The sequence below is a fragment of the Tritonibacter sp. SIMBA_163 genome, from assembly GCF_046535935.1.
GTDB lineage: Bacteria > Pseudomonadota > Alphaproteobacteria > Rhodobacterales > Rhodobacteraceae > Epibacterium > Epibacterium scottomollicae.
In genome coordinates, this window is record NZ_JAWJBP010001350.1 from 1 (window position 1) to 235 (window position 235).

A 235-nucleotide genomic window follows, 5' to 3' on the forward strand; every position below is an offset into this window, starting at 1 on the left:
GTATTAACGCCCAACAGCATGGCAAACTGCAAACCTGTTTAAATACGCTCAGCAGCCATCAACGACAGCTAATGGAAATGGCCTTTTTCCAGGGGCTGACACACAGTGAACTCGCCCACACGCTTACCCAGCCGCTGGGGAGCGTGAAAAGCTTGATTCGACGCGGACTTGAGAGGTTGAAGGCATGCCTAACCAGTGGGATTTAGCCAGCCCTGAGGAGCGTCATCTTGCGGCC

The 235-nt window shown here is 54.0% G+C and carries 1 protein-coding gene; it reads left to right on the forward strand.

The genetic code is table 11. The annotated features are described in order from the left end of the window. A partial coding sequence (locus R0J92_RS26680; protein WP_411053900.1) for a sigma factor-like helix-turn-helix DNA-binding protein occupies positions 1-206 on the forward strand: 206 nt, incomplete at its 5' end. Positions 207-235: the final 29 nt, after the last annotated feature.